The sequence below is a fragment of the Brevundimonas vesicularis genome, from assembly GCF_900445985.1.
In the GTDB taxonomy this organism is placed as follows: Bacteria; Pseudomonadota; Alphaproteobacteria; order Caulobacterales; family Caulobacteraceae; genus Brevundimonas; species Brevundimonas vesicularis_D.
The window spans coordinates 189,895-214,248 of record NZ_UAQP01000014.1 but is presented as its reverse complement, the minus strand read 5'-3'; the positions used below and the strand labels follow the sequence as shown (position 1 = coordinate 214,248).

Sequence of the window (24,354 nt, the reverse complement as noted above, 5' to 3'; positions counted from 1 at the left end):
GCGCGCTACAGTCGCTCCAACCTGTCGCTTGAGACCGCCTTCATGCTGATCCACCTGTCCTCCTGGCCCGAAATCGATGCGCGACTGAACGACGGCGGTCCGCTGTCCAGGACGGTGATCGTGCCCATCGGCTCCAACGAGCAGCATGGACCGACGGGGCTTCTGGGCACCGACTGGCTGTGCCCCGAGATCATCGCCCACGCGGCCGAGAAGACCGACGCCAACCTGATTGTGGCCCCGACCTTCAACATCGGCATGGCCCAGCATCACCTGGCCTTCGCCGGCACCATCAGCTTGCGCCCCTCGACCTTCATGGCCGCGATCACGGACTGGGTGTCGTCACTGAGCCGTCACGGGTTCGAGCGGATTTACTTCCTGAACGGGCACGGCGGGAACGTCGCAACCATCGAGGCGACGATCTCGGAAATCTACGCCGAGTGGAGCTTCGGCGCCCTCAAGCAGGGCGACGCCGCGCGTCGTCCGGTAGGGAGCGAATATGCTCAGCCGCCCTTCATCCTGAAGCTGAAGAACTGGTGGGACCTGCCCGGCGTCAATGGCCTGTGCAACCGCCTGTTCCCGACCGGCCACGGCATGCACGCCACCCCGTCCGAGATCGCGGTGACGCAGGCCGCCTATCCCGAGCGGATCAAGACCGCCGACTACAGCCCGCAGATCGCGCCAAACGGGCCGATCCGCGATGCCCTGGACTATCGCGCCCGCTTCCCCGACGGCCGGATCGGCTCGGACCCGGCCCAGGCCAGCCCCGAGAAGGGCCAGCAGATCATCGACGCGGCGGTCCCCGCCCTGTTGAGCGACGTCGCGGCCTTCGCCGCAGAGACCCAACCTGGAGGTCCTAACTGACCCGCAAAACCCCCACAGCCGCCAACGCGGCCGTCGTCGGCGCCGAGATTCTGGCCGCGTCGGCCGAGGTGATCGCGGCCCGCACCGGCCTGATGGCGCAGGGCCTGACCAGCGCCAAGGGGCAGGACTTCAAGGAGCTGTCGCTGATGAGCTCCGAGAAGACCGAGGCGATGTCCGCCTCTGCCGACGCCATGGCCGCCAGCGCCGGGGCCATCGGTCAGCGGCTGGGGCGTGTGGCGATGGACGAGGGCGCCCATGCCCTGCGAGCGGCGGCGGCTGTGGCCCAGGCCCGCACCCCGGCCAAGGCGGCCGAGGCCCAGTTCAGCTATGCCATGGGCTGGTGGAGCCGGGCGGCGGCCCAGGCCATGACCCTGAACGGCGAACTGCTGAAGGCCCAGGCCGAGGCGCTGGCCCCGATCCACAAGACGGCGACCGCCAACGCCAAACGGCTGCGCAAGACGCGCTAGGCCGGCTCCACCAGCTTCAACTTTGGCTTCTTGATCTTTGCGGGCTTGGCCGGACGGTCGGCCTTTTTGGCGGCCTTCTCGGCCTTCCGGGCTTCCTTCTCGGCCGCCTTCAGCGCCTTTTTGGCGGCTTTGGCCTCGGCCTTGGCGGCGTCGGGAGCGGCGTCGGCGGCGGCGGCCAGATCGGCCAGCTGATTGAGGAAGGTCTCGCGCTGCCCCTTGGGCAGCAGGGCCATGATCCGCTTGTCGGCGGCCTCGACCAGCGGCCGCGCGGCCTCCAGACGGGCGGCGCCCTCAGCCGACAGACGCACCGCCTTGGCGCGCGCGTCCAGAGTCGAGCGTTCCCGCTCCAGCAAGCCCTTGCTGGTCATGCGCGTGACCAGATCGGCCAAAGTCGAGCGGTCGATGCCGGTCATGCGGACCAGTTCGGTCTGGGTCAGGCCGGCCTTGAGCGACACCGCCTCCAGCACCGCGAACTGGCGCTGGGTCAGGCCGTCGGCGCCGGTCTCCTCGGCATAGATATCGAGCGCCAGTTGCAGGGCGCGGTGCATCAGGTGGCTGGGCGAGGTGGCCAGGGGCCCGACCTTCCTTGCCGCTTTTCCCGCCTTCACCATCGCGCCGCTCCCCTGAAGTTTCGTCCGAACACGTATCAGCTCTGCTTTACGATTTGACGGGGAAAGCGCGTCGGTTCCGTGACAGTTCCGCTTGCGCCCTAGAGCCCCGTGTCGGGCGAGACGGGCGTCGGCTCGTCGTCCTTGATTAGGTGCTTCATGATGAAGAAGACCTGCCAGACGCCAAATACGGCCGAGGCGATCCACAGGCCGCCGCGGAAGGCGACCCATGTGTCGTCGGACTGGGTGCGCCAGACGATCTCGTTGATTATGCAGACGGCCGCGAAATACAGGCCGTAGCGCAGGGTCAGCCCGCGCCAGCCCGCGTCGGTGATGCGGATCGCCTCGCCCAGCAGATATTTGAACGGATAGCGGTTCAGCGGCAGCGACCCCAGCAGCACGACCGCCAGCAGGCCGTTCTGGATCGACAGCTTGATCTTCAACAGGTTCGGATCGTGGAAGACGATGGTCAGCACGCCGAAGATCAGCGCGAAGCCGCCGGTCAGCAGCGGCAGGGGCGCCAGACGACGCTCGACCACATAGCCGATGATAAGGGCGATCAGCGAGGCGCCGACCAGGACCCAGGTCGCCTGGACCAGGGCTTCTTGCCCATCCAGACCGCGCGCGAACCGGTTGATTGCATAGGCGGCCATGAAGGCCACAAGCGCGCCGAAATCGACGGCCTGGCGGATGTTGGAAGCCTTTTTCGGCGTCTCGGTCATGTCAGTCTTCCAGTCCCACCAGCGAGCGGGAGAAGGCACGGGCGTCGAACGGTTGCAAATCCTCGACCCCTTCGCCGACGCCGATCAGCATCAGGGGGGCGTCGGACGCCTGGGCCACCGGCACCAGCACGCCGCCGCGCGCGGTGCCGTCCAGCTTGGTCATGACCACGCCGGTCACGAAGGCGGTGCGGCCGAAGATCTGTTCCTGAGCCAAGGCGTTGCGGCCGACGGTGGCGTCCAGCACCAGCAGAGTGTCATGCGGCGCCTCGGGATCGACCTTCTTCAGCACGCGGACGATCTTGAGCAGCTCGTCCATCAGGGCGGACTTGTTCTGAAGCCGGCCGGCGGTGTCGATCAGGACGACGTCGTAGCCTTCGGCCCGCGCCTTGGTATAGGCGTCGAAGGCCAGGCCCGCGGCATCGGCGCCGTCGCGACGGCTCTCGAAGTCGGCGCCCGCGCGCTCGGCCCAGACCTTCAGCTGTTCGCGCGCGGCGGCGCGGAAGGTGTCGCCGGCGACGATCATCACCTTGGAGCCCTTGCCCGTCAGATCGGCGGCGATCTTGCCCAGGGTCGTGGTCTTGCCCGACCCGTTCACTCCGACGAACAGGACGACATAGGGTTTGGGGCCGGACAGGGGGTCGAAGGTCGCCTGGCGCGGCGACAGTTCGGCGGCGACCGCCTCGGCCAGGGCCTCCTTGACCTCGCGCTCGGGCGCGTCCTTGCCGAACTTCAGGCCGCGAAAGCGTTCGACGATCCGGGCCGAGGCGGCAGGGCCGAGATCGCTCTCCAGAAGATGCTCTTCCAGCTGCTCCAGCGACGCCTCGGACAGAGGCTCCTTGACGAAGGTGGCGACGACCTGATCGGTCATCTGTTTGGAGGAGCGCGAGAGCCCAGCGGACAGGCGCTGGAACCAGCCCTTTTTCGGCGTATCGTTCATGCAGTGGCTTTAGCGGGGGCGAAGGCCGACGTCATCCGCATTCGCGAACGCTGTCCGGCCGTTCAGACGGTCGGCGACAAAAACACCGTCTAATTCGTCTAATTCGTCTGAAGTCGGGCCGGCGAAGTGGGGAATGAGACGCTCCATAAAAACGAGTCTAATTCGTCTAATTGGTCCAATGCCGATGACATCAGTCGAAAACCCCACATTATACCGCGACTGCAGGCGGGGACGGCAGAAGGTCTCACAATGGCTGGAAGACGTTGAATAGGTTGACCGCACGACGGAGTTTTGCGCTGGCTGGACGGACTGCTATCTGCGTCTGGAATGTCAGAGAACTTTACATATCAAAGTTGATGCGGCATAAGCGGGCGTCAAAGGGGAGTTTGATCATGACCATCGCATCCATTCTGAACCGCGCCGTCGGCGCCGCAGCGGCCGCCGCCTTTATCGCTGTGGCTCCAGCGGCCTTCGCGCAGGACGGGCACGGCGCCCATGCCGACACGGGTCACGCTCATGGCCACCAGCACGCCGACTTTCAGTCCGACCGCATCCACGTCCGCGTCGACGGCGACGCCGGCGGGCGTGACATCATCCTGATCCCCGGACTCAGCTCGTCGCCAGAGGTCTGGCAAGGGACGGTGGATCATCTAGGCGCCGGCTGGCGCGTACATCGCATACATGTCCAGGGCTTCGCCGGCGCGCCGGCCGAGGGCAATGCGCAGGGCGCGACCCCGTCGCCGGTCGCCGCGCCGGTCGCCGAAGAGATCGCCCGCTATATCCGTGAAAAGGGGCTGACCAAGCCGGTCGTCGTCGGCCATTCGATGGGCGGGACCATCGGCATGATGCTGGCCGCGCGCCATCCCGATGCGGTCGGCAAGCTGATGGTCGTGGACATGGTGCCTTTCATGGGCGCGATGTTCGCCGCGCCGGGCGCCTCGGCAGAAAGCGTGACGCCGGTCGCGGACCAGATCTGGGCCGCCCAGGCCAACAGCCCGCGCGAGGCCTATGTCGCCCAGGCCACCACCAGCATCAACGGCATGATCAACACCGAAAGCCGCCGCGCCGAGGCGTTGGAAGACATGCGCGAAAGCGACCAGAAGGTCTCGGCCGCCGCCTTCCGCGAGCTGATCACGACGGACCTGCGTCCCGAACTGTCCAAGATCACCGCCCCGACCGAGGTGCTGTACGTCAAGTTCAACGATCCGCGCATGACGCCCCAGATCACCGACAGCATCTATCGGATGTCGTTCGCCAATCTGAAGGACGCCCAGCTGAAGCGGATCGACGACAGCGCCCACTTCATCATGTTCGACCAGCCCCAGGCCTTCTACGCCGACCTGGACGCCTTCCTGGCGAAATAGGCGCCGTGACCCACCCGTTCGCGAAACGGATCGTCGGCCTTTACCGAGACAAGGCCGACGACTGGGTCCGGGATCGGGGCGCGACCCTGTATTCCGGCGACGGCGGGGTGGACGAAGCGGTCTGGCTGGATCGCTTCGCCGCGGGCTTGCCAGCAGGAGCGACGATACTCGATGTCGGCTGCGGTTCGGGTTGGCCCATCGGAGCCGCCCTGCTGGAGCGCGGGCTTCAGGTGATCGGCGTGGATGCGTCGCCGGGCCTGATCGCCCATGCGCAGGCGACGCTGCCGGCGGGGGTCTGGTCGGTTGGAGATATGCGTGAGTCCCTGCCGCTTGGTCCGTTCGACGGCGTTCTGGCCTGGCACAGCCTGTTTCATCTCAGCCCCGACGATCAGAAAAAGGTGCTGCCGAAGCTGGCCGCGTGCGTCGCCGAGGGCGGGCGGCTGATGTTCACCTCGGGCCAGGCGTACGGCGAGACCATCGGACAGTGGCGGGGCGAGCCGCTCTATCACGCCAGTCTTGATCCAGAGGCCTATCGCGCCCTGCTGGCCGACGCCGGATTGCGCGTCGAATACGACGGGGCGGAAAGCGGCGTGTGGCTGGCCCGGCGCGCCTTTCTTTCGGCGAAATAGCTGCTCACGATCCCGTGAAGTCGGCGGGACCGTTTCGGCGGGCGTTCATACGCGATACACAGCCGATGAACGAGAACTCGCCCAGCGCGGCATCTGAAGGACGGACATGGCGGGACCGGTGAATGCGGGCGGACCACAGGCGGAGGGCAAGCCCCGCCGGTCGGCCCTGGGACGGTTGTTCTATTGGAGCGCGGTGCTGGCGGTCTGGGGGCTGATCTTCCTGGTCGTCTTCTTCGCCGTCTTCGCGCGCGGCCTGCCGGACACCTCCAGCCTGTACCAGGTCGATCGCCAGCCCTCGATCACCTATCTGGATCGCAATGGGGCGTTGATCGCGACGCGGGGCACCCAGATGGCGCCGCCCGCCGATCTGGACGCGCTGCCGGACTATGTGCCGGCCGCCTTCATCGCCATCGAGGACCGGCGCTTCTATCGCCACCCCGGCTTCGACCCCATCGGCATGATGCGGGCGATGGCGACCAACGTCCGCGCCGGTCGGGTGGTGCAGGGGGGCTCGACCCTGACGCAGCAGCTGGCCAAGAACCTGTTCCTGACGCCCGACCAGAACATGCGCCGCAAGGTGCAGGAACTGATGCTGGCCGTCTGGCTGGAGATGAAATTCTCCAAGAAGGAGATTTTGGCCCTTTATCTGAACCGGGTCTATTTCGGCGCCGGCGCCTATGGGATCGAGGCGGCGTCGCAACGCTATTTCGACAAGTCGGCCAAGAACCTGACGGTCGGCGAGGCCGCGCTGCTGGCGGGCCTGCTGAAGGCGCCCTCGCGCTATTCGCCGGTGTCCGAGAGCGAACGCGCCGCCGCCCGCGCCACCGTCGTGCTGAACGAGATGGAAGAGGCCGGCGTCATCACCGCCGCCCAGCGTGAACAGGCCGTGACCCAGCCGGTCATCGTCTCGCGGACGCTGGCGACCCAGCACGCCCAGTATTTCATCGACTGGCTGGACAAGTCGATCCGCAGCCTGGTTGGCGAACCGACCGAGGACATGGTGGTCGAGACCACCCTGGACCTGACGCTGCAGACGGCGGCCGAGCGGTCGGTGCGCCGTATCCTGGATCGTGACGCCGGCAAGGGCGTGCAGCAGGCGGCCCTGGTCGCCCTGGACGGCGACGGCCGGGTGCGGGCCATGATCGGCGGCTCCTCCTATGCCGACAGCCAGTTCAACCGCGCCGTCGACGCCAAGCGCCAGGCGGGTTCGGCCTTCAAGCCCTTCGTCTATCTGGCGGCGGTCGAGGCCGGCTATACGCCCCAGACCCCGGTGGTCGATCAGCCGATCACCATCGGCAACTGGTCGCCCCGCAACTATTCCGGGACCTTCAGCGGAAACATGACCCTGGCCCAGGCCGTGGCCCAGTCGACCAATACAGTGGCGGCCTATGTCGCCGATCAGGTCGGGCGCGACAGCGTGGCCCGCGCCGCGCGGCGTCTGGGCATCGAAAGCCGCATCGGTCTGGAGCCGGCGATGGCGCTGGGCGCGGTCGAGGTCTCGCCGATCGAGATGGCCACCGCCTATGACGCCTTCGCCAACGGCGGGCGCCGCGTCGACGCCTATGGCATCAGCCGCATCCGCACGCCCCAGGGCCGCGTCATCTATCAGCGCCAGTCTGGCCAGAGCGGTCAGGCGATCAACAATCCGTCGCTGTACTACATGAACCAGATGCTGCGGGGCGTGGTGACCAGCGGCTCGGGGCGGTCGGCCGCGATCTCGGGACGCGACCTGGCGGGCAAGACCGGCACGACCTCGGATTACAAGGACGCCTGGTTCGTCGGCTATACCGGCGGCTTCGTCACCGCCGTCTGGGTGGGCAAGGACGACAACACCGCCATGCGCGGCGTGACCGGCGGCTCGTCGCCGGCCGCCATCTGGAAAGGCTTCATGGAGGCGGCCTTGCCGCGCCTGGACGCCCCCGCCATTCCCAACGGTCCGCCCATGCCGGAGGGCTGGATGGCGCCCGATCCCGTCGGCGACCTGATGAGCGGCCTGAACCAGAACGGCCTGCCCATCGAACCCGTCGATCCGCTGGCCGGCGATCCTTACGTCCCGGATGAGCAGCCGCCTGTCCAGCAGCCGTCGCCGCAGCCGATGGGGTCCGCGACGCCCAAGGGCGGCTATCGCGATGCGCCGAACCCGCAGCAGCCTGAGGGCCGCCCCGCGCCGGAGCGCAAGGGCGACGCCCTGTTCTTCTGAGGACGACGCCAACGGCACGTAAAAAAGGGAGGCGACCCTTCGGTCGCCTCCCTCTGCATTTCAGGCCTGGGTCAGCGGGGGCAGGACAGGTCGCCTTCCTGGCATTGGCTGAGGGTCCGCAACTGGCGTGTCCGCTCCGTCGTCAGCCGCGCGAGGCAGGTCGAATGCACCATCGGATAGGCGGAACCGCCCTGAACGCCGGAGGCCTCGAACCGGCATTGCTGGTCGCGGAAGCTGATCCAGGTGCGTTGGGCGGTGCGCAGCAGGGTGCGGCTGGCGGGCGACAGCCGTCCCATCGTCGTCGTGTACTGGCTGTTCAGCGCGCGGTCGGCGCTCTGAAGTTCCTGGGCGGCGTTGGCGTTCATCGTGGCCTGCGACTGGGCGCTGGCGGACGAGGCGGCGGCAGCGGCGAGGCCGAGCGCGATCGACAGGGTGATCATCGTTTTCATAGGACGTTCCTGAGTGGACGGGCCATGTTGAAACGCGCCCGGCCGCCGGGGTTTCCGCCTACCGCCCCACGGCGTGCAGCGCGGCGCCGTAATCCTTCAGCCATTTGCGCCAAGGCTTGTGATCCCCGACCAGCCGTTCGACCACGGACCAGTAGGCCGGGCTGTGGTCGGCGTGGACCAGGTGGGCGACCTCGTGGGCGGCGAGGTAGTCGATGACGGGGGGCGGGGCCATGATGACGCGCCAGGAGTAGCGGATGGTGCGGTTGTGCGGGCTGCACGAGCCCCAGCGCGACCGGGTGTCGGCGATGCCCATCTTGACCGGGCCTTGGCCCAGCGCTCGCAGATGGTGGTCGGTGCGTTCCAGAAGCGTCTCGCGCGCCTCGCGCTTCAGCAGGTTTTCGACCCGGCGGGCGTAGGCCTCGCCCTCGCCGCCCGAGCGGATGATGGTCCCGTCCTCGACCAGGCGTGCGGCGCTCGCGCCGGGCACGGCCTCAAGCCGCACAGGCCTGCCGCGCAGGGAAATGACCTGGCCCGGTTCCAGCGGGCGGCTCTTGGGGCGGACGGCCAGGCGTTCGCTGATCCAGACGGCCTTGGATCGGGCGAAGGCGACGGCCTGGCTCAGGCCGCGCTCGGTCGGGGCGATGACCACGGCCTCGCCGGCGCGCGCATCGATCCGCACCGATAGGCGGCGGGCACGCGGATTGACCGAAAGTCTGAGGACGGGACCGGCGCCGCCCCCGCTTTCGTCAAGCGGCAGCCGCTGACCGTTGCGGTACGCCACCGGCGGCCTCGTTCTGGGCGATGAAATCGCGCACGCGGGGATAGATCTCGTCACGGAATCGCCGGCCGTTGAACACGCCGTAATGGCCCACGCCCGGCTGGACGTAGAGGACGCGGCGATCCTCGGGAATGTTGGGGCACAGGCCGTGCGCGGCCTGGGTCTGGCCAACGCCCGAGATGTCGTCCTTCTCGCCCTCGACGGTCATCAGGCCGATGTCGGTGATCTTGGACAGATCGACCTTGCGCCCGCGATGTTCCAAAAGGCCCCGCGCCAGCAGGTGCTGCTGGAAGACGATGTCGATGGTCTGGAGGTAGAACTCTTCGGTGAGGTCCAGCACCGACAGATATTCGTCGTAGAATTCCTCGTGCTTCTCCACCCCATCGCCGTCCCCGGCGATCAGGCTGTTGAAATAGTTCCAGTGAGCGTCGCGGTGGCGATCCTCGTTCATCGACATGAAGCTGTAGAGCTGGACGAAGCCCGGATAGACGCGCCGCCCGAAGCCCGCATAGGGCAGGGGCACCGTGTGGATCATGTTCGACTTGAACCAGGTGAACGGCTTTTCCTCAGCCAGCTGGTTGGTGACGGTCGGCGACAGGCGCGCGTCGATGGGCGACCCCATGAAGGTCATCGACAGGGGACGGTTTTCGTCCTCGTCCTCGGCCATCACCGCGCCGGCGGCCAGAACGGGCGGGCCGGGCTGGCACACGCCGACGACGTGGGCGCGGCCGCCGATCTCGGCCAGCATCAGCCGGACGTGGTCGATGTAGTCGAAGAAGTCGAACCGCCCTTCCAGCATCGGCACCTGGCGGGCGTTGACCCAGTCGGTGACATAGACGTCGTGGTCCTGAAGGAAGGCCTCGACCGTGCCGCGCAGCAGGGTGGCGTAGTGGCCCGACAGCGGGGCCACGATCAGGACGGCCGGGCCGGAGGCGGGCTTCTTGGCGCGCTTCAGGTCGCCGATGTTGCGGGCGAAGCGGACCAGGCGGCACCACGGGCTCTGCCAGATCACCTGTTCGGTGGTGCGCACCGGCTTGCCGCCGATGTCGATGGTTTCCAGCTTCCAGGCCGGCTTGCCGTAGCGCCGCGTCACGCTCTCGAACAGTTCTGCCGAGGCGTAGGCGGTGCGGCCGATGGCGGTGTCGGCCGCCGGGTTGAACGGCGAGGTCCAGAAGCTGCGGGCCAGTTGCGCGCCGACCCGGAACGGCAGGGCCGACTGGTAGGCGAGTTCATGAAAGGCGTAGAGCATGACGATCCGATACGGCCGAGCGCCGTTTGTGCAGGGCAACATATAATGCATCACCCTGCAAAAGGATTATGGGGTCGCCGCTAACCCCGCGCCATCGCCTGTTCGATGATCCTGGTCGTCTTGTCCGGTCCCATTCCATAGGCGACGGCCGTGCGGAACTTGCCGTCCGGGCCCATCAGATAAACGGTCAGGGAGTGGTTCATCGTATAGCCCTCGCCCTCGCCGACCTTCTGATAGAAGGCGCGGTAGGCCTTGGCGGCGGTGGCCACCTGTTCGGGCGTGCCCGTCAGGCCGATAGTCCCCTTGGGAAAGCCGTCGGATGACAGATAGTCCTTCAGCGCCTGGGGCGTGTCGCGTTCGGGATCGACGCTGACGAAGACGATCTGCAGATTGTCCGCCTTGTCGCCCAGCCGCTGCTGCACCCCGCCCAGCTCGGCTAGGGTGGTCGGGCAGAACTCGGGGCAGTAGGTGAAGCCGAAGAAGACCAGGCTCCATTTGCCATTCAGCATCGTCTGATCGACGGGTTGTCCATCCTGATTGACCAGTTTGAAGTCGCCGCCGACCAGGGGCTGGCCGGTCGACGTCACCTCGGCGCCGTCCGACGTCGGCGCCCTGCCGCTGACCACCACGACCGTGATGATGGCCAGCGCCACGGCGATGGCGATGCAGGCGCCCGCGAACAGCAGGATGGAACGACGCGGCATGACGGCCTCTCACGAAACGGATGTGATCGGTCTATAGAAGGCGTGTGACCTCGACAGAAGCCCGCATGGCGCCGCACGGCGTATCCTCTTCGGAGCCGTTGAACGGCTGGAGCGATGCGCCGCGTCGCGGTCGGGGGTTTTCGCTGCGGACCCTGATCGTTCTGCGCTGGCTGACGATTATCGGCCAGAGCGCCGCGATCCTGACGGCGCATCAGGGGCTTCATTTTCCGCTGCCGCTCTGGCCGTGCCTGATCGTCATCGCCATCAGCGCGGCGGTGAATGTGGGGGCCATGGCGCGGGTGCGCCGGCTGGAGGCTAGCCTGCCCGACGGGCGCACGACGGCGATCCATCTGGGCTTCGACATCTTCCAGCTGGGCGTGCTGCTGGCCCTGACCGGCGGGCTGGAGAACCCGTTCTGTCTGCTGCTGGTCGCGCCCGTCACCATCGCGGCGGCGGCCCTGCCGGCGCGTCAGGCCCTGATGCTGGGCGTGCTGGCCCTGATCGCGGTGGGGGTGCTGTTCTTCTGGTCCGAACCCCTGCCGTGGCGACCGCACGAGAACTTCCACCTGCCGACCCTGTATCGCCTCGGCATGGCCATGGCCCTGGTGACCGGCGTGGTCTTCACCGCCGGCTACGCCTGGCGGGTGGCGGCCGATGCGGAGAAGCTGGAGCTGGCCCTGGCGACCACCCAGGACGTGCTGCAACGCGAACAGAGGCTGGCGGCGCTGGGCGGCCTGGCGGCGGCGGCGGCGCACGAACTGGGCACGCCGCTGGCGACCATTCAGGTGGTGGCCAAGGAGCTTCAGCGCGCCTCCGCCCCAGACAGCGACGCGGCCGAGGATGCGGCCCTGATCCTGCAACAGGCCGAACGGTGCCGGGGCATCCTGACCCAGTTGTCGCAGCAGCCCGAGGGCGACGACGCCCTGTATGCCGACGTCTCGCTGAAGGCCCTGCTGGAAGAGGTGGTGGAGCCCCACCGGGGCTTCGACCTAGCCTTCGATGTGCTGGTCAAGACGCCGCCGGGTCAGCCCGCGCCGCGCGTGCGCCGGATGCCCGAGGTGATCCACGGCCTGTCCACCCTGGTCGAGAACGCCGCCGATTTCGCCAAGACGACGGTGCGGGTCCAGGCGGTGGTGGACGCCGGCTGGATCGAGATCGAGATTCTGGACGATGGGCCGGGCTTTGCGGGGGACATCCTGCCCCGGCTGGGCGAGCCCTATGTGACCAGTCGGCCGCAGGGCAAGGCGCGCCAGGCCCTGGCCGCCCAGATCGCCGCCGCCGCCAGACCCTCCAAGCCTCGCGCAACTGTCGAGCCGCCCATCGCCCCCAGCCAAGGCGGCATGGGGCTGGGCTTCTTCATCGCCCGCACCCTTTTGGAACGAACCGGAGGCTCGGTCAGCGTGGGGCAGGGGCTGCCGCAATCGGAGGCCAAGGCGGCGCCCCGCGGCGCGCGCGTGGCGGTGCGCTGGGCGCGGCCGGCGCTGGAGGTCGCGGCATGAGGCGATTGGGTCGAAGCGTCGCAGGCGGAACCTTGGCCTTGACCCGCGCGCTACCCGTCCCGACTTGAAGCGGCAGGAGAGAAACGCATGTCAGAACTCGAAGCCCGCATCGCCGCCCTGCCCGACAAGTCCCTGCTGCTGCTGGATGATGACCAGGCCCTGCGCACCCGGATGGGGCGGGCGTTGGAGGCGCGCGGCTTTCAGGTGACGACCGCTGAATCCGTCGCCGAGGCGATGCAACTGTTGCGTGACAAGGCCCCGGCCTTCGCCGTGCTGGACATGCGGCTTGAGGACGGCAACGGCCTGAAGATCGTCGAAGCGGTGCGCGAAAAGCGCGAGGACGCCCGCATCGTCATGGTGACCGGCTACGGCGCCATCGCCACGGCGGTCGCGGCGGTCAAGGCCGGCGCTGTCGACTATCTGTCCAAGCCGGCCGATGCCGACGATGTGGTCAAGGCTCTGCTGGCGACCGGCGATTCGCCCGAACCGCCCGAAAACCCGATGAGCGCCGACCGCGTCCGCTGGGAGCATATCCAGCGCGTCTATGAGCTATGCGACCACAATGTCTCGGAGACCGCGCGCCGCCTGGGCATGCACCGCCGCACCCTGCAACGCATCCTGGCCAAGCGCGCGCCGCGATAGGCCGAACCCTCAATCCTCGTCGTCGTCCTCGACCACGTCGGGGATTTCCGGGGTGACCACGGTCGGGGCGATGGTCTTGATCTCGCCCAGCTTGGCGCCGGGGAAGGCCTGAAGCACCGCCTGGACGAAGGGATTGGCCTCGACCTCGGCGCGTTCGGCGGCGCGAGCCTTTTTCTGGACCTCGATGACCGTCTCGGCCCCGCCCTGGCCGTTGGCGGCGATCAGCCAGGTGCGACCAGTCCATTCGCGCAGGCGGGCCGATAGCTTGCGCGCCAGTTCGATGGGCGCGCCCTGGACGCTTTCATAGACGATGGCGCCGGGCTTGAACGAGACCGGCTTCACATACCGCTCCACATCCATCTGAAGTCCGACCTCGCGCTTCTCGCCGATCAGGGCGACGACCTGTTCGAAGGTCTGCGGATCGGGCAGGGCGGGGGCCATCACCGGCCGCGCGGCCAGCTGCGCCGAAATTCCGCCGCCGCCTCCACCACCGCCACCACGCGGGGCCGAGCCGCCCCCCATCGGTTCACCGGACTGCAGCCGCTTCAGCGCCTCCTCCGGTCCGGGCAGATCGGCGGCATAGGCCAGGCGCACGATGGCCATCTCCACCGCATCGGCCGGATTGGGCGCGCGCCGCACCTCGTCCAGCGCCTTCAGCAGCATCTGCCAGGTGCGCGACAGGGTCGCCGCCGGAATGGCCGCGCCCAGCGCCGCCAGCTTCTGCGCCTGATCGTTGGGCAGGCGGGTCGCGTTCGGACCCAGCATCTTGGCGACCGAGGCGGCGTGGCAATGTTCCAACAGGTCGTTGGTCACCTGCACCGGATCGGCGCCGAAGCCGTAGAGGGTGCGGAAACTCTCCAGCGCCTCGGGCGTGCGACCCGCCATGACGCTTTCGAACAGGGCGATGGTCTGGGTCCGGTCGGCCAGACCCAGCATGTCGCGCACCGTCTCGGTCTTGACCGTCTCGCCCCGCTCGGCCTGGACCAGGGCCTGGTCCAGCAGCGAGAGACCGTCGCGCACCGACCCCTCGGCCGCGCGCGAGATCAGGGCTAGGGCGTCGTTCTCGATCTTCATGCCTTCGCGGTCGGCGATCCGGCCCAGATGCTCGACCAGGATTTCCGGCTCGACCCGACGCAGGTCGAAGCGCTGACAGCGGCTCAGGATCGTCACCGGCACCTTGCGGATCTCGGTGGTGGCGAAGATGAATTTGGCGTGGGGGGGCGGCTCTTCCAGCGTCTTCAGCAGGGCGTTGAACGCCTGCGTCGACAGCATGTGGACCTCGTCCAGCACATAGACCTTGTAGCGCGCCTCGACGGGCGCATAGCGGACGCTTTCCAGAATGTCGCGGATGTCGTTGACGCCGGTGTGCGACGCCGCGTCCATCTCCATCACATCCATGTGCTGGCCGGCCATGATGGCGGCGTCGTGCCGGCCGTGGGCGGTCAGGGTCAGCGACGGCTTGTCGATGACGTCGGTTTCGTTGTTCAGGGCGCGGGCCAACAGTCGGGCGGTGGTCGTCTTGCCGACGCCGCGCACGCCCGTCAGCATGAAGGCGTGGGCGATGCGGCCCGTGGCGAAAGCGTTGGTCAGCGTGCGCACCATCGCCTCCTGACCGATCAGATCCTCGAAGGTGCGTGGCCGGTATTTGCGCGCCAGCACCTGATAGGCGGCGCCGTCATCGACGTGAGCCGCGACTTCGGCGGGGGCGGGCTTGGCGACGGGGGCGGCAGCGGGCGCACCGGCCGGCTCGGGCGCTGCGGCAGGCGCGCCGAACATGTCGTCGGTGTTCTCGTCGCGCGGGGCGACGTCGTCCTCTTCCCAGGGCGGGCCGTCGAGATTCGTGTCGCTGTCCGTCATGGGAGGAAGTCTTACAGCGGGTAGTGGACGGGAAGAAGCGATTCCAGCGTCGGTTCACGCGCAGGTTCATCTTCTCTTTCGTCATTCCGGGCGCAGCGAAGCGGAGACCCGGAACCCAGCGGCGCCGAAGGCGAAATCTCTCCGCTCCATATGTTCGAAAGCGGAGTGCGCGACAGGTTCGCGCTCACGCGCGCCGCTGGGTTCCGGGTCTTCGGGCCAAGAGGCCCTACGCCCGGAATGACGAAAGGAAAGTGGCGTTAGCGCACCAAACGCGCTCAAGCAGCGCGCGACCGCGTCGCGAGCGTTAGCGCAACAACCCGCTCAAGCAGCGAGCCGCCGTGCGGCGAGCGGTAGCGCACAAAAAGAGGAAGTAGAGACCGCGACCCGAAGGGGAATTCGTTGTGGCTGCTGCCTTCCGGCCCTGACCAGATTGGCGAAGCCTTCGCCCGCGATCTCCGATTGGGGATATGACGGGTGCGGCGGTTGGAATCAAGAGCTACAAACCCGCATGGCCCATCACAACACCTTCGCCGGCAATCCGCTCGATCGAGCCGGGGACCTGAGGAATGATCCCGACTGGCTGGCCGAGCAGGCCGCCAAGCCCTACGCCCAGGCCTTGGCGCTCTGGGAGGGGCGGCCGCTGATCGAGGAGACGGGCGAGGGGCCGAGGCTGGCTTGGCTGCAGATGCGCCATGCGCGCACCCTGGTGCGCGATCGCGAGGCGTTTCTGGGCCTGTGGAACGACGAACCCGTCTTCGCTATCGAGTTCGAAGGCTCCATTGATCCGACCGACGGACCGCTGGCCGGGCTGGGCGCCTTTCAAGAGATGCGCGCGGCGGCGGCGATCCTGCCGGCGGCGGATGCGGCGATCGCGGGCGGGGCCAAGAGCCTGTTCGACTGGCGACGCAAACACGGCTTCTGCGCCAACTGCGGCACGCTGAGCGAGACGGCGTCGGGCGGCTGGAAGCGGATCTGCCGGGCCTGCGGGACCGAGCATTTCCCGCGCGTCGATCCGGTCACAATCATGCTGCCGGTCTATAAGGGCGGGGCGGAGCCCATCTGCCTGCTGGGCCGTCAGGCGGCCTGGCCTGCCGGACGAATGTCGGCCCTGGCCGGGTTCCTGGAACCGGGCGAATCCATCGAGGAGGCCTGCGCCCGCGAGGTGAAGGAAGAGGCCGGCCTGACCGTGATCGCCACGGCCTATCACTCCAGCCAACCCTGGCCCTTTCCGTCGCAACTGATGATCGGCCTGATCGCGGAGGTGTCGGACGATAAGGCGCAACCGGACCAGACCGAGCTGGAAGCGGTCGCCTGGCTGACGCGGGCCGAGGCGCGGGCCGTGCTGGCGGGCGAGCACCCCAGCATTCAGGCCCCGCCGCCCTTCGCCATCGCCCACAACCTGATCAAGGCCTGGGTCGACGATGTCTAGGCCAGCGCCCGCGCCGCCTCCAGGTCGGCGGGATTGTCGACGGACAGGGGGGCTTCGTCGATGACGGCGGCCCAGATCTGCATGCCCATTTCCAGGGCGCGCAGCTGTTCCAGCTTCTCGCGTTTTTCCAGCGGCGACGGCGGCGCGGCGCAGAAGCGGTTCAGGGCCTCACGGCGATAGCCATAGACGCCGATGTGGCGCCAGACGGGGGCGTCGCCGTACAGGGTCGAGCGCGTGAAATAGAGGGCGCGCGCCTGGCGTTCGCCTTCGCCCAGGGCGAGCACCGCCTTGACCACGTCGGGATTGGTCCGGTCCGACCCGTCAGCCTCGGCGGCGACCAGGGTGGCGATGTCGCAGGTCGCCTCGCCGTGCAGAATGGCGGCGCAGGCGACGGCCAGACCGGGGCTGGCGAAGGGCATGTCGCCCTGAACGTTGATGACGGCGTCGAAATCGCCCTCGGGGTCGATGGCGTCCACGGCGGCGCGAATGCGGTCCGAGCCCGACGGCAGGGCCGGGTCGGTCAGGACGGCGCGGCCGCCTGCGGCTTCCACCGCCTCGACGATCTCGGGATCTCCGGCGGCGACCACGACCGGCAGGCCCGAGGCCTCGGCCTGGCGGTAGGCGCGCACGATCATCGGCGTGTCGCCGATCAGGGCCAGCGGCTTGTTCGGCAGACGGGTCGCGGCCATGCGAGCCGGTATCATTATCAACGGATTCATCGACTTCCCTCACGCCTGTCTGGCCCGTAGCGCGTTGGGCCGGTTGCGAAGGCGGCGCTACCGTGCCAGAGACGCCAAAGCAAGATTATGTCCGGGGCGTGTTTTCGAGGGGCCCGGCCGGCAGAGGGAAACGACCAGGCGTATGAGCGGCGATCTTAAGTGGAACAAGATTTTCGGCGCGGCTCTGGGGACGGCGTTCGTCATCCTGGTCGTCCAGCAGGCCTCGGGCCTCGTCTATCATTCGGAAGCCCCCGAAAAGATGGGCTATTTCGTCGATGCGCCGGAAGAGGCCGCCGGCGATGAAGCCGCTGAATTGGCGCCCGACTGGGGCACGGTGCTGCCGACCGCCGATCTGGCCGCCGGCGAGGCCGCCTTCGCCCGCTGCCAAGCCTGCCATGACGCGCATCAGGGCGGCGCCGACAAGATCGGTCCGAACCTGTGGGGCGTGGTCGGCGGGCCGGTCATGCACCGTCCGGGCTTCGCCTATTCCGACGCCATGGCCAAGCACAAGGCCGAGGCACCGACCTGGGGCTATGACCAGATCAACAGCTTCATCACGGCCCCGGCCAAATATGTGCCCGGCACCAAGATGTCCTTCGCCGGCATCCGCGACACCCAGACGCGCATCAATCTGATCGCCTGGTTGCGCACTCAGGGCTCCGGCGGCTTCGCCATCCCGGCGCCGGATCCCACCCGTCAACCTGGCGCGGCCGCGCCGGCCGCCGGGGCGCCTGCCACGGGCGAGGCCCCGGTGACCGAAGGCGGCGCGGCGACCGAGGCGACCGGCACCACCCCGGCCGCCGGCGCCCCCGCCGCGTCTCAGTCGACTCCGGCGGCCCCGCCCGCCGCGACGGCGTCTGCGCCGCCGAACCACTGATCGCCACGGCGACGAACGACAAAAGGGCGGCCCCGACGGGCCGCCCTTCTTCGTTTCGGGCTGAGCGCTCGGCTCAGAGGATCTGCGCGGCCTCGTCGAACGACAGGCGCGGCGAGCGTGGAAACAGGTTTTCGTCCGAGCCATAACCGAGGTTGAGGATATAGTTCGGCTCGACATTGCTGTCGGGGAAGAACTCGGTCTTCACGCCGGCGGCGTCGAAGCCGGACATCGGGCCGACATCCAGGCCCAGGGCCCGGGCGGCGATGGTGAGGTAGCCGCCCTGCAGCGAGGCGTTGCGGAAGGCGGTCTCGCGCCGGCCGGCCTCGTCTGCGAACCAGGCCTTGGCGCCCGGCGCGTGGGGAAACAGGGCGTCGAGATGGTCGTGGAAGTCCATGTCCTGACCGACGATCACCGTCACCGGGGCCTGCTGCGTCTTGTCGCGATTGCCTTCGCTCATCAGTGGGATCAGGCGGGCCTTGGCCTCGGGCGAGGTGATGAAGACGAAGCGGGCCGGCGATCCGTTGACCGCCGTGGGCCCGAACTTGGTCAGGTCATACAGCTTGCGCAGCAGTTCCGGCGCGACGGGGCGATCAGTCCAGCCATTGCGCGTACGCGCCTCGGTAAACAGTTGCGACAGGGCGGCGTCCGACAGCGGGACGTCGCGTTGATGATTAGCGTCATAGGCCATGGGGTTGCGTTCTTGACTTAAATAGCAACGAAGACGGGTGCTAATTAGGACGTTTCGCAACAGCCGCAAGCGCCAATCCCGAAAGGCTGGGTTTTGATATCGCGCACCGAGCACATGCCCTCTGTCGCCCGGGCATTGTTCGCCCTATCTAGAGGGCATGAAAGATCTGACCCAACTGATGCAGCAGGCCCAGGCGATGCAGCAAAAGCTGCAGGACGCCCAGGCCAAGATGGCCGAAACCACAGCCGAGGGTTCTTCCGGCGGCGGCCTCGTCTCGGTGTCCCTCAAGGGCCCTGGCGAGATCACGGCCATCAAGATCGACGACAGTCTGCTGACGCCTGGCGAGGGCGAGATCCTGGCCGATCTGATCGTCGCCGCCCATGCCGACGCCAAGCGCAAGCTGGATGAGCAGAACAACGCCCTGATGCGCGAGGCCGCAGGGCCCATGGCCGGGATGAACATTCCCGGAATGCCGAAACTGTTCTGATGGCCGCCTCCGCCGGGCCGGAGATCGAACGGCTGATCTCCCTTCTCGCCAAACTGCCGGGCCTGGGTCCGCGCTCGGCGCGGCGTGCGGCGCTGGCGCTGTTGAAGCGGCGCGAGCAGTTGCTGGTCCCGCTGGCGGCGTCGCTGGCCGAGACGGCCGAGAAGGTTGTGTCGTGCTCGGTTTGCGGCGCGCCGGATACGCGCGACCCCTGCGCCATCTGTTCGGATGGATCGCGTGACAATGGCCTGATCTGCGTGGTCGAGGAGGCCGGCGCCCTGTGGGCGATGGAGCGATCCGGCGCCTTTCGCGGAAAATATCATGTGCTGGGCGGACTGCTGTCCGCTCTCGACGGTGTCGGGCCCGAGCATCTGCGGATCACCGAACTGGTCGGGCGCGTCAGGGGCGGGGGCGTGCGCGAGGTCGTTCTGGCCTTGCCGGCCACGGTCGATGGGCAGACGACCGCCCACTATGTCGCCGAACGGATCGCCGGGCCGGATGTGGAGATCACCTCGCTGGCGCGTGGGGTGCCGGTCGGCGGCGAGTTGGACTGGCTGGACGACGGCACCATCGTCCAGGCCCTTCGCGCCCGCCGCCCGGCCTGACCGAGTTAGTTCGAAGGCGCCGTCGGGGCGTTGACGTTCGGCGCTTCGCCCGTCGGTGTGGCGACGGCGCGGCCCGTCGAATCCGTCGGCGCGTCGGCGGCGGGCGGCGTCTGGCTGTCGCCCGCGAACGCCTGGGTCTCGGCGGCGGCGGCTTGCGGCCCCGTCTCAGCGTTCTTGGCGTTGAAAGCGCCGTTGGTCACGAACCACAGTCCCAACAGCAACACCGCGGCGGCGAGGGTCGAAACCGCCAGGATGACGGCGATGCGCGGGTTTTTGCGGCCGCTGCGCACCAGTTCGGCGTCGACCGGCCGGCCGTCGTGCACCGCATCGGCGGCGGTGTCGTGGCGGTGGGGCTTTTCCGGGGTCATGGGCGCGTCCTTCGTGTAAATGGCTGAGACACCAACGTCATCGCAACGGCGACGTTCCGGACAAGCGGCGCCGGAAGGGCCCCGCTTCTCTTTGCAGGCGACTCTCGTTAGGAACGGAGCATGAACATGCTTGTGCCGATCCTCGCTGTCCTGGCCGCCGCCTTCGCGGGCGGTTTTCTGTGGGCCTATATGGGCTGGCAGAAGACGAGCGGCGCGCTGGCTGCGGCCGAGGCGCGCATCGATCTGGTCGAGGAAAGCCGTGTGACGATGGGCGAACTGCTCAAGGCCCAGGCCGCCCAGTCGGCCCAGGTCGTGGCGGATCAAATGGTCAGTCGCGCGACCGAGACCTTCCGCGCCCAGGATCAGCTGGCGCGCGAGCGGATGGCCGCCCAGCTGAAACCCGTCGCCGACACCCTGACCAAGTTCCAGGAGCATGTCGCCGCGCTGGAGAAGACGCGCTCCGAAGAGACCGGGGGCCTGCGCGAGCAGCTGGCCCAGCTGATGACGGCCTCGTCCGCCACGCGCGACGAGGCGCGCAAGCTGACCGAAGCCCTGCGCGGCAATACAGGCCGTCGCGGCCGCTGGGGCGAACAGACCTGCCGCAACGTGCTGGAGGCCGCCGGCATGGCCGGAAGGTTCGACTTCACCGAACAGACGTCCAGCGCCGACGACGAGGGCCGCCAGAACCGGCCTGACTTCATCGTCCGCCTGCCCGGCGGCGGCATGTTCGTGATCGACGCCAAGGTTCCGCTGGCCTTCGACGACGGGGAGGGCGACGAGGAGGCGCGCGCCCGCTCCGTCGGTCTGCGCACCGCCGCCAGCCTGAAGACCCATGTGCGCCAGCTGTCGTCCAAGGCCTATCAGGACCAGTTCAAACCCAGCCCAGATTTCGTCGTCCTGTTCGTGCCCGGCGATGCCTTCCTGGTCACGGCTCTGGACCATGAGCCGGACCTGATGACCCAGGCGATGGCCTCGCGCGTCGTCATCGTCACGCCCTCAACCCTGTTCGCCCTGTGCAAGGCCGTCGCCTATGGCTGGCGCGCGGAAGAACAGGCGGCCAACGCCGACAAGGTCGCCGCCCTGGGCCGCGAACTCTACAAGCGGCTGTCGGTCATGGGCGGCCATGCCTCCGCCGTCGGACGCGCGCTGGATACGGCCGTCGGCAAGTACAATCAGTTCGTCGGCTCGCTCGAGAGCCAGGTCATGGTCTCCGCACGCCGGTTCGAGGATCTGCAGGTCGACCATGAGGGCAAGGCCTTGCCGGATCTGACGCCGGTCGAAACCGCACCCCGCGCCATCGCCCGTCCCGAACTGATCGCCGCCGCCAAGGCGGAGTAGGGCCTCTTTCTGTGGAAAGGGCGCTTGACAGCGCCGACGCCGTGATGTCAATGTAGCTTGTCAATAGGACAAGGGGTGTTGACTCATGCGCAAGTGGCGGCCGGTAATCAGCGCGATTGCAATCACCTTCGGCGGCGGACTGGTGTTCGCCTTGGTCGGCGGGATCGCGATGGGATACGCCGCCCGCGCCGGCTGGATCGGTTCGGAGATGGGGGAGATGATCTTCACCGCCATCTTCGCCGCCACCATTATGGCCGGCTCGCTGTGGGTCGGCGCCGAATGGATGCGGGTCATCGACGAAGCCGCGCGTGAGGCGCACAAGGCCGCCTGGTACTGGGGCGGAACGGCGGGCATGTGCGTCAGCGGCGTGGGCCTGATCCTGTCCTCGGCGGGGCCGTGGCGCGAGGTCATCGCGCGTGAGATCGGATCGGGCGGCTCGCCCATTGACTACATGTCCGCCGGCGCCGCCTTGATGATCGCCCCCATGCTGATCGGCTACACCGTCGTCTGGGCCTGGTGGTGGCTGGCGCGGATGCGGGGCTGAGCCATGAACAATCGTCTCAAGGTCCTGCGCGCCGAGCGCGACTGGAGCCAGGCGCAGCTGGCCGAACAGCTCGGCGTATCGCGCCAGACCGTGAACGCCCTGGAGACCGGCCGTTACGACCCCTCCCTGCCGCTGGCCTTCAAGATCGCCCGCGTCTTCGGCCAACCCATCGAATCCATCTTTTCAGACGACAAAGCGTGAACTCATGACCTTGACCACTCATCTCAAATCCTCCGTGTCCACCCTGTTGCGGGGCGCGATCGGCGTCGCCGGAGGCGTGGCGCTGTTCGCCGCCATCGCCGGCGCGCCGGCCGACGCCCTGGCCCAGACCGCCGCGCCTGCTGCGCCCGCGCCCATCCAGGGCGAAGGCCCAGCGCTGTGGGTGGTCAAGGATGCGGATTCGACCCTGTATCTGTTCGGCTCGGTCCACGTGCTTCGCCCGACGACCGGCTGGGCCAGCCCCCGCGTCGAGGCCGCCTTCGACAGCGCCTCGGACATCTGGTTCGAGATCAGCAATCCCGACGACCAGGCCGCCATCATGCCGCTGATCCAGCAGCACGGCCTGTCGCCCGAGACCCCCTTGTCCAGCCGCCTGACGGCGGAAGAAAACGCCGAACTGGATGCGGCAGCCCAAGCCATGGGCGCCTCGGCCGCCCAGCTTCAGCCGATGAAGCCCTGGCTGGCGGCGCTCAGCCTGTCGGTCGCGCCGCTGATCAAGGCCGGCTACTACCCCAAGTCCGGCGTCGAACTGGTGCTGAAGGCGCGCGCCGAGGCGGCGGGCAAGCCGATCCACGGCTTCGAGACCATCGACAAACAGATCGGTATCCTGGCCGGCCTTCCCGACGACGTGCAACTGGTCTTCCTGCGCGAGACGCTGAAGGACTACGAGAACGCCGCCACCAAGCTGGATGAAATGGTCGAGGCCTGGGCCCGGGGCGACGTCGCCACGCTGGACCGCGTCACGATCACGGAGATGAAGGAGGCCTCGCCGGCCCTCTATCAGTCCGTTCTGGTGGATCGGAACACCGACTGGGCCAACCAGATCCAGACGATGCTCGAAGGCTCCGGCACCGCCTTCATCGCCGTCGGCGCCGCCCACCTGACCGGCGGCGACAGCGTCCAGGCCATCCTGCAAAAGCGCGGCGTGACGGTCGAAGCGGCGAACTGAGGTCGGAAGGAAGGCGCGGCGGCGACGTCGCGCCTTCGCCGAGAGGCTGGAGCGGGCAGCGGGAATCGAACCCGCACGAAAAGCTTGGGAAGCTTTCAGGCTACCACTACATCATGCCCGCGATGGCCTGAGGCCGGTCTATCTCAAGGCTGAACGGCGCTCAAGGCGCGCGCTTCATTCTCGCGCGCATAGCGCTGGGCGATGATGGTGCAGGCGAACAGCTGGATCTGGTGGAACAGCATGATCGGCAGGACGATCAGCGGCACGGCGTGACCGGCGAACAGGATGCCGGCCATGGGGATGCCGGTGGCCATGCTCTTCTTGGAGCCGCAGAACAGGATGACGATCCGGTCGGGGCGGTCGAACTTCAGCGCGCGCCCGGCGAACAGGGTCAGGGCCAGGACGATGGCCAGCAGGGCGATGTTCAGGCCGATGACCTTGGCCAGATCCAGCGGCGCCACCTGGGACCAGACGCCGGCGACGACGCCCTCGCTGAAGGCGGCATAGACGATCAGAAGGATGGATACGCGGTCCACCAGGCCGGTCAGTTTGGCGTGGCGGGTCAGCCAGTCCTTCAGCAGCGGGCGACACAGCTGACCCACGGCGAAGGGAGCCAGGATCTGCAGGCCGATGTCGAGAATGGACTGCAGATGGATGCCGCCGTTGGCGCCGCCGATCAGCAGGGCGACCAGCAGCGGCGTCACGATCACGCCCAGCAGGTTCGACAGGCTGGCGCTGGTCAGGGCGCCCGCGACATTGCCGCCGGCGATGGAGGTGAAGGCGATGGACGACTGCACCGTGGACGGCAGCAGGCACAGATACAGCATCCCCGTCAGCAGATCGGGCTGAAGCGACCCCCGCATCAGGAGGACCAGGCCCAGTCCCAGCAGGGGAAACAGCAGGAAGGTCGACAGGAAGACCGTGCCCTGAAGCCGCCAGTGCAGCAGGCCCGCGCCGATGGCCGCCGGCGACATTCGCGCGCCATACAGAAAGAACAGCAGGGCGATGGCGGCCTTGACCACCCCGTCCATGACGACGGCCGCCTGTCCGCTGGCGGGGAACAGGGCCGCCAGGATCACCATACCGATCAGGGCCAGCAGATAGCCGTCGATCGGCAGGCGGGACAGGAAACGAGGCATGGACGGCTCAGGCTGCGGCGGGCTTGACG

At 67.9% G+C, this 24,354-nt stretch carries 27 protein-coding genes, 1 tRNA gene and 1 other RNA gene; 15 read left to right on the top strand and 14 right to left on the bottom strand.

The window, feature by feature from the left end; all coding sequences use genetic code 11:
- Positions 1 to 42 precede the first annotated feature (42 nt).
- Together DT343_RS10130 and DT343_RS10125 are read left to right on the top strand one after the other, a co-directional pair.
- Positions 43 to 861, top strand: a complete 819-nt coding sequence (locus DT343_RS10130; RefSeq protein ID WP_112862796.1) for a creatininase family protein — start codon at positions 43 to 45, stop codon at positions 859 to 861.
- Between the two features lie 68 nt (positions 862 to 929).
- Positions 930 to 1,328 (top strand): phasin family protein, encoded by a 399-nt coding sequence (locus DT343_RS10125; RefSeq protein ID WP_082854193.1) that lies wholly within the window; start codon positions 930 to 932, stop codon positions 1,326 to 1,328.
- On the opposite strand, the gene DT343_RS10120 is transcribed toward DT343_RS10125, so the two are convergent.
- The 3 genes from DT343_RS10120 to ftsY form a co-directional block, all read right to left on the bottom strand.
- Positions 1,325 to 1,939 carry a MarR family winged helix-turn-helix transcriptional regulator gene (locus DT343_RS10120; protein ID WP_112862795.1) on the bottom strand — a complete coding sequence of 205 codons (615 nt, stop codon included), beginning with the start codon at positions 1,937 to 1,939 and terminating at the stop codon, positions 1,325 to 1,327. The two genes, DT343_RS10125 and DT343_RS10120, sit on opposite strands and share 4 nt — an antisense overlap.
- Before the next feature lie 98 nt (positions 1,940 to 2,037).
- Positions 2,038 to 2,658: an inner membrane-spanning protein YciB gene (locus DT343_RS10115; RefSeq protein ID WP_112862794.1), complete on the bottom strand. Its 621-nt coding sequence runs from the start codon at positions 2,656 to 2,658 to the stop codon at positions 2,038 to 2,040.
- Position 2,659: 1 nt separating this feature from the next.
- Complete coding sequence (gene ftsY / locus DT343_RS10110; protein WP_112862793.1) at positions 2,660 to 3,595, bottom strand: signal recognition particle-docking protein FtsY; 936 nt, start codon at positions 3,593 to 3,595, stop codon at positions 2,660 to 2,662.
- Between the two features lie 392 nt (positions 3,596 to 3,987).
- On the opposite strand from ftsY, the gene DT343_RS10105 reads away from it, so the two are divergent.
- The 3 genes from DT343_RS10105 to DT343_RS10095 all read left to right on the top strand — a co-directional run bounded on the left by DT343_RS10105 (position 3,988) and on the right by DT343_RS10095 (position 7,788).
- A complete protein-coding gene (locus tag DT343_RS10105; protein WP_112862792.1) occupies positions 3,988 to 4,959 on the top strand; it encodes an alpha/beta fold hydrolase in 972 nt (323 codons plus the stop codon).
- A 5-nt stretch (positions 4,960 to 4,964) separates the two neighbouring features.
- Complete coding sequence (locus DT343_RS10100) at positions 4,965 to 5,588, top strand: class I SAM-dependent methyltransferase (RefSeq protein WP_112862791.1); 624 nt, start codon at positions 4,965 to 4,967, stop codon at positions 5,586 to 5,588.
- A 106-nt stretch (positions 5,589 to 5,694) separates the two neighbouring features.
- The gene (locus tag DT343_RS10095; RefSeq protein ID WP_112862790.1) at positions 5,695 to 7,788 is read left to right on the top strand and encodes a transglycosylase domain-containing protein; all 2,094 of its coding nucleotides are present in this window, start codon (positions 5,695 to 5,697) and stop codon (positions 7,786 to 7,788) included.
- 71 nt (positions 7,789 to 7,859) lie between these two features.
- Here DT343_RS10095 and DT343_RS10090 read toward each other — a convergent pair whose 3' ends face one another.
- From DT343_RS10090 to DT343_RS10075, 4 genes are all read right to left on the bottom strand, one after another.
- Positions 7,860 to 8,237, bottom strand: a complete 378-nt coding sequence (locus DT343_RS10090; protein WP_112862789.1) for a lysozyme inhibitor LprI family protein — start codon at positions 8,235 to 8,237, stop codon at positions 7,860 to 7,862.
- A gap of 58 nt (positions 8,238 to 8,295) precedes the next feature.
- Positions 8,296 to 9,018: a M48 family metallopeptidase gene (locus DT343_RS10085; protein ID WP_112862788.1), complete on the bottom strand. Its 723-nt coding sequence runs from the start codon at positions 9,016 to 9,018 to the stop codon at positions 8,296 to 8,298.
- Complete coding sequence (locus DT343_RS10080) at positions 8,984 to 10,264, bottom strand: polyhydroxyalkanoate depolymerase (RefSeq protein ID WP_112862787.1); 1,281 nt, start codon at positions 10,262 to 10,264, stop codon at positions 8,984 to 8,986. The genes DT343_RS10085 and DT343_RS10080 overlap by 35 nt, the downstream gene beginning before the upstream one ends.
- A gap of 80 nt (positions 10,265 to 10,344) precedes the next feature.
- On the bottom strand, positions 10,345 to 10,968 hold the full coding sequence (locus tag DT343_RS10075; protein ID WP_112862786.1) for an SCO family protein: 624 nt from the start codon (positions 10,966 to 10,968) through the stop codon (positions 10,345 to 10,347).
- 44 nt (positions 10,969 to 11,012) lie between these two features.
- On the opposite strand from DT343_RS10075, the gene DT343_RS10070 reads away from it, so the two are divergent.
- Both DT343_RS10070 and DT343_RS10065 read left to right on the top strand, forming a co-directional pair.
- Positions 11,013 to 12,467 (top strand): ActS/PrrB/RegB family redox-sensitive histidine kinase, encoded by a 1,455-nt coding sequence (locus tag DT343_RS10070; protein WP_258522553.1) that lies wholly within the window; start codon positions 11,013 to 11,015, stop codon positions 12,465 to 12,467.
- A gap of 87 nt (positions 12,468 to 12,554) precedes the next feature.
- Complete coding sequence (locus DT343_RS10065) at positions 12,555 to 13,109, top strand: ActR/PrrA/RegA family redox response regulator transcription factor (RefSeq protein WP_055754444.1); 555 nt, start codon at positions 12,555 to 12,557, stop codon at positions 13,107 to 13,109.
- A gap of 9 nt (positions 13,110 to 13,118) precedes the next feature.
- Here the strand turns inward: DT343_RS10065 and DT343_RS10060 are convergent, their stop codons facing one another.
- Entirely contained in the window at positions 13,119 to 14,966 is a 1,848-nt protein-coding gene (locus tag DT343_RS10060; protein ID WP_112862784.1) for a DNA polymerase III subunit gamma/tau, read from the bottom strand.
- A gap of 365 nt (positions 14,967 to 15,331) precedes the next feature.
- An RNA gene (gene ffs, locus DT343_RS10055) (signal recognition particle sRNA small type) lies at positions 15,332 to 15,427 on the bottom strand.
- 47 nt (positions 15,428 to 15,474) lie between these two features.
- Here ffs and nudC point away from each other — a divergent pair.
- Positions 15,475 to 16,395 (top strand): NAD(+) diphosphatase, encoded by a 921-nt coding sequence (gene nudC / locus DT343_RS10050; protein WP_112862783.1) that lies wholly within the window; start codon positions 15,475 to 15,477, stop codon positions 16,393 to 16,395.
- Here nudC and DT343_RS10045 read toward each other — a convergent pair.
- Positions 16,392 to 17,114, bottom strand: a complete 723-nt coding sequence (locus DT343_RS10045; protein ID WP_112862782.1) for a 3-deoxy-manno-octulosonate cytidylyltransferase — start codon at positions 17,112 to 17,114, stop codon at positions 16,392 to 16,394. The genes nudC and DT343_RS10045 overlap by 4 nt on opposite strands.
- Before the next feature lie 142 nt (positions 17,115 to 17,256).
- On the opposite strand from DT343_RS10045, the gene DT343_RS10040 reads away from it, so the two are divergent.
- Complete coding sequence (locus DT343_RS10040) at positions 17,257 to 17,991, top strand: c-type cytochrome (RefSeq protein WP_112862781.1); 735 nt, start codon at positions 17,257 to 17,259, stop codon at positions 17,989 to 17,991.
- Positions 17,992 to 18,064: 73 nt separating this feature from the next.
- On the opposite strand, the gene DT343_RS10035 is transcribed toward DT343_RS10040, so the two are convergent.
- Positions 18,065 to 18,679 (bottom strand): malonic semialdehyde reductase, encoded by a 615-nt coding sequence (locus DT343_RS10035; protein ID WP_112862780.1) that lies wholly within the window; start codon positions 18,677 to 18,679, stop codon positions 18,065 to 18,067.
- A 157-nt stretch (positions 18,680 to 18,836) separates the two neighbouring features.
- On the opposite strand from DT343_RS10035, the gene DT343_RS10030 reads away from it, so the two are divergent.
- Together DT343_RS10030 and recR are read left to right on the top strand one after the other, a co-directional pair.
- Positions 18,837 to 19,166 (top strand): YbaB/EbfC family nucleoid-associated protein, encoded by a 330-nt coding sequence (locus tag DT343_RS10030; protein ID WP_055754448.1) that lies wholly within the window; start codon positions 18,837 to 18,839, stop codon positions 19,164 to 19,166.
- The gene (gene recR / locus DT343_RS10025) at positions 19,166 to 19,768 is read left to right on the top strand and encodes a recombination mediator RecR (protein ID WP_039244053.1); all 603 of its coding nucleotides are present in this window, start codon (positions 19,166 to 19,168) and stop codon (positions 19,766 to 19,768) included. Before DT343_RS10030 ends, recR begins: the two co-directional genes overlap by 1 nt.
- Positions 19,769 to 19,773: 5 nt before the next feature.
- Here the strand turns inward: recR and DT343_RS10020 are convergent, their stop codons facing one another.
- Entirely contained in the window at positions 19,774 to 20,136 is a 363-nt protein-coding gene (locus tag DT343_RS10020; RefSeq protein WP_112862779.1) for a hypothetical protein, read from the bottom strand.
- Positions 20,137 to 20,256: 120 nt separating this feature from the next.
- On the opposite strand from DT343_RS10020, the gene DT343_RS10015 reads away from it, so the two are divergent.
- The 4 genes from DT343_RS10015 (at position 20,257) to DT343_RS10000 (ending at position 23,186) form a co-directional block, all read left to right on the top strand.
- Positions 20,257 to 21,474 carry a DNA recombination protein RmuC gene (locus DT343_RS10015; protein WP_112862778.1) on the top strand — a complete coding sequence of 406 codons (1,218 nt, stop codon included), beginning with the start codon at positions 20,257 to 20,259 and terminating at the stop codon, positions 21,472 to 21,474.
- A gap of 85 nt (positions 21,475 to 21,559) precedes the next feature.
- On the top strand, positions 21,560 to 22,018 hold the full coding sequence (locus tag DT343_RS10010) for a hypothetical protein (RefSeq protein ID WP_112862777.1): 459 nt from the start codon (positions 21,560 to 21,562) through the stop codon (positions 22,016 to 22,018).
- A 3-nt stretch (positions 22,019 to 22,021) separates the two neighbouring features.
- Complete coding sequence (locus tag DT343_RS10005) at positions 22,022 to 22,219, top strand: helix-turn-helix transcriptional regulator (RefSeq protein ID WP_017505630.1); 198 nt, start codon at positions 22,022 to 22,024, stop codon at positions 22,217 to 22,219.
- A 4-nt stretch (positions 22,220 to 22,223) separates the two neighbouring features.
- Complete coding sequence (locus tag DT343_RS10000) at positions 22,224 to 23,186, top strand: TraB/GumN family protein (RefSeq protein ID WP_112862776.1); 963 nt, start codon at positions 22,224 to 22,226, stop codon at positions 23,184 to 23,186.
- A 47-nt stretch (positions 23,187 to 23,233) separates the two neighbouring features.
- On the opposite strand, the gene DT343_RS09995 is transcribed toward DT343_RS10000, so the two are convergent.
- Positions 23,234 to 23,307, bottom strand: a tRNA-Gly gene (locus DT343_RS09995).
- Between the two features lie 22 nt (positions 23,308 to 23,329).
- Positions 23,330 to 24,325 (bottom strand): bile acid:sodium symporter family protein, encoded by a 996-nt coding sequence (locus DT343_RS09990; protein ID WP_112862775.1) that lies wholly within the window; start codon positions 24,323 to 24,325, stop codon positions 23,330 to 23,332.
- Positions 24,326 to 24,354: the final 29 nt, after the last annotated feature.